This window comes from Rhodoplanes roseus, assembly GCF_003258865.1.
Taxonomy (GTDB): domain Bacteria; phylum Pseudomonadota; class Alphaproteobacteria; order Rhizobiales; family Xanthobacteraceae; genus Rhodoplanes; species Rhodoplanes roseus.
The window spans coordinates 1-3,460 of the sequence record NZ_NPEX01000434.1 but is presented as its reverse complement, the minus strand read 5'-3'; the positions used below and the strand labels follow the sequence as shown (position 1 = coordinate 3,460).

The following is a 3,460-nucleotide window of genomic DNA, read 5'->3' as shown; positions in this document are numbered from 1 at the left end:
TACTCGCGAAAGCCCGTCGGCTTCACCAGCGGCAGCGATTCGAACGCGTAGGTGTTCGGCGAGAGGGCAGGGCGGGGTCGTGGGAACATGAGGACCTTTGTGTCGCTGAAGTCGGAACGACCAGCTTTGAACGGGGACATTTCAACAGGACGACCGCCTCTGATCCGTCCTCACCCTGAGGAGCCCGCGCAGCGGGCGTCTCGAAGGGCGAGGGCGGGCACCTCGGCCGCATGGTTCGAGACGCGGCCTTCGGCCGCTCCTCACCATGAGGATCGAGGGTACGGAGCGAGCATCGACTCACGCCACCTTGGTGCTCTCGCCGGCCAGTGCGGCGGCGACGATCGCCTTGGCCTCCGACACGATCGCCTGCAGGTGGACGGTGTTGCGGAAGCTCTCGGCGTAGATCTTGTAGATGTTCTCGGTACCGGACGGGCGCGCCGCGAACCAGCCGGCGTCGGTCGTCACCTTGAGGCCGCCGATCGCCGCGCCGTTGCCGGGCGCGTTGGTCAGCTTCGCCGTGATCGGGTCGCCGGCGAGCTCGCTCGCGCTCACCGCGGCGGGCGAGAGCTTGCCCAGCCGCGCCTTCTCGTCCGGCGTCGCTGCGGCGTCGATGCGCGTGTAGTACGGCGCGCCGAACTTCTGGGTCAGCGCCTGATAATGCTCGCCAGGATCCTTGCCCGTGACGGCCGTGATCTCGGCGGCGAGCAGATCCATGATCAGCCCGTCCTTGTCGGTCGTCCACGTCGTGCCGTCGCGGCGCAGGAAGCTCGCGCCGGCGCTCTCCTCGCCGCCGAAGCAGTAGGAGCCGTCGACGAGGCCCGGTACGAACCACTTGAAGCCGACCGGCACCTCGGAGAGCTTTCGCCCGAGCTGCTTCACGACACGGTCGATCATGCTCGACGACACCAGCGTCTTGCCGACCGCCGAATCCTTCGGCCACGCGTCGCGGTGAGTCAGCAAGTACTGGATGGCGACCGCCAGATAGTGGTTGGGGTTCATCAGCCCGACCGAGGGCACCACGATGCCGTGGCGGTCGGCGTCGGTGTCGTTGCCGAACGCCACCTGGTACTTGTCCTTCAGGCCCACGAGGCTCGCCATCGCGTGCGGGCTCGAGCAGTCCATGCGGATTTTTCCGTCGTGGTCGACGGTCATGAAGGCGAACCGGAAGTCGACGGTCTTGTTGACGATGTCGATGTCCAGCCCGTAGCGCGCGTTGATCGGCTCCCAGTAGGGCAGCCCGGCGCCGCCGAGCGGATCGACCGCGAGCCTCAAGCCGGCGGCCTTGATGGCGGCCATGTCGACGACGTTCTCCAGGTCGTTCACGTAAGCCTGGACGTAGTCCTCCTGCCGGGTCGTCTCGGCGGTGAGCGCCCGCTCGAACGGGATGCGCTTCACGCCGCGATTGCCGTCCTTCAAGAGCGCGTTGGCGCGGTTCTCGATCCACTTGGTGGCGTCGGTGTCGGCCGGGCCGCCGTGCGGCGGGTTGTACTTGAAGCCGCCGTCCTCGGGCGGATTGTGCGACGGCGTGATCACGATGCCGTCGGCGAGATGGTCTTTTCGTCCGCGGTTGTAGACCAGAATGGCGCGCGAGATCACCGGGGTCGGCGTGTAGCCGTCGCCTGCCTGGATCACGGCCGTGACGCCGTTGGCGGCCAGGACCTCGAGGGCGCTCTTCTGGGCCGGGCCCGAGAGCGCGTGCGTGTCCTTGCCGAGATAGAGCGGGCCGTCGATGCCCTGCGCCGCCCGGTACTCGCAGATCGCCTGGGAGATCGCCAGGATGTGGGCCTCGTTGAACGAGCCCGCCCGCGACGTGCCGCGATGGCCCGAGGTGCCGAAGGCGACCTTCTGGGTCGGGTCGGCGACGTCGGGGATGCGCTCGGAATAGGCGCGGTCGAGGCCGTCGAGATCGACCAGCAGCTCCACGGGCGGAAGCTTGCCGGCGAGGGGAGAAATCGTCATCGCTCTATCCTGGGTCGGGCACGGCCGGAGTCCGGCGGAAATCCCGGTCAATCTACTGCGCCGGGCGGGGGCGGCCCAGGGGGGATTTTGCCGGGACCGGAGGCCTTACTGCTCCAGCACCAGCCGGCCGTGGCGGTGCTCGAAGCGGACCCGGGACAGGAACGACATGCCGAGCAGGTTCTCGGACAAGGCGCTGTCGGGCAGCACCAGGGCGGCGACGTCGTAGACCACGATGCCGCCGACATCGACCCGGCCGATCCGGGTCCGCGCCGCCGTGACGGTCCCGTTCGCCGTCGACACCCGTGCCGTGAAGTCGCTGGTTCGCGGCCGCACGCCGAGCCGGGCGGCGTCGCTCGCCTTCAGGGCGATCACCGAGGCGCCGGTATCGACCATGAACGACAGGCGGAGGCCGTCGAGATAGGCGGTGGTCTGGAAATGGCCCCGCGCGTCCTTCAGCAGCGTCAGGCTGCCTCCGCCGGAGGTGGTGGCCTCCGTCGCGCCGCCGGGCCTCGCCGGCGATCGGGCCTGGGTGGCCGGCTCGGTGGGGGCCGCCGTCTGCATGTAGAGCTTCGGCGTAATGGCGCCGATGGCGAGAGCCATAATCGCAAAGATCAGAACGCTGCGCATCGCGGACGAACTCCGGATCGAGTCGTCCCGATTGCACCACGCCGACACCGAGCACGGACCTAACGGCGCCGGGGATTCGGGCCGTTTGGTCAAGGACGGCTTGCCGGACTCGAGACGATTGTCCGCTTCCGTCTCCTCACGTCCCGCGCGGCTTCGCCCGGTGGGTCGGCGGGGCGGCCAGCGGGTCCTCGGGCCAGGGGTGTTTTGGATAGCGCCCGCGCAGGTCGGTGCGGACGTCGGCGTAGGAGCCGCGCCAGAACGTCGGGAGGTCGCGGGTGATCTGCACCGGCCGGTGGGCGGGCGACAGCAGCTCGACGACCAGCGGCACGCGGCCGCCGGCGATGCTGGGGTGGCGGTCCAGCCCGAACAGCTCCTGCACCCGGATGGCGAGCTTGGGTCCTTCGGGGCTCTCGTAGTCGATCGGCACATGCGAGCCGGACGGCGCGTCGAAATGGGTCGGCGCGTCGTGATCGAGCTTCTTGCGCAGGTTCCACGGCAACAGGGCGTGCAGTGCGTTGGAGAGGTCGTCGGCGCCGAGCTGGCCGAGCGAGGTCTTGTCGGCCAGCGCCGGGGCCAGCCAGTCGCCGATGCTCGCCCGCAGGGCCTCGTCCGAGAGGTCGGGCCACTCGTCGCCCTCGTGGCGGCGCAGAAAATTCACCCGGTCGCGCCATTGCGACAGCCCCGTCGACCACGGCAGCCTGGCGAGGCCGAGGCTGCCGATCCCCTCGGCCAGAGCCCGGGCCGTTTCCTGGTCCGGGACGATCTTCTGGGTCCGCTCGGCCAGCGCCAGGGCGCCGAGGCGGCGGATGCGGTCGAGCAGCGGCGGCACTACGGCGAGGCTCTGGCGGTCGGGCGTGCTGATGCGGAACACGCC

Annotated in this window: 3 protein-coding genes; all 3 read right to left on the bottom strand. The window is 69.5% G+C overall.

The genetic code is table 11. The features are described from left to right. Positions 1 to 297: 297 nt before the first annotated feature. Complete coding sequence (gene pgm, locus CH341_RS29655) at positions 298 to 1,959, bottom strand: phosphoglucomutase (alpha-D-glucose-1,6-bisphosphate-dependent) (protein WP_111422975.1); 1,662 nt, start codon at positions 1,957 to 1,959, stop codon at positions 298 to 300. Between the two features lie 105 nt (positions 1,960 to 2,064). Continuing rightward, positions 2,065 to 2,586 carry a retropepsin-like aspartic protease family protein gene (locus CH341_RS29650; RefSeq protein WP_111422973.1) on the bottom strand — a complete coding sequence of 174 codons (522 nt, stop codon included), beginning with the start codon at positions 2,584 to 2,586 and terminating at the stop codon, positions 2,065 to 2,067. A 136-nt stretch (positions 2,587 to 2,722) separates the two neighbouring features. Continuing rightward, positions 2,723 to 3,460 (bottom strand): ATP-dependent helicase C-terminal domain-containing protein (locus CH341_RS29645; protein ID WP_281023731.1); only part of this gene is annotated, 738 nt, incomplete at its 5' end.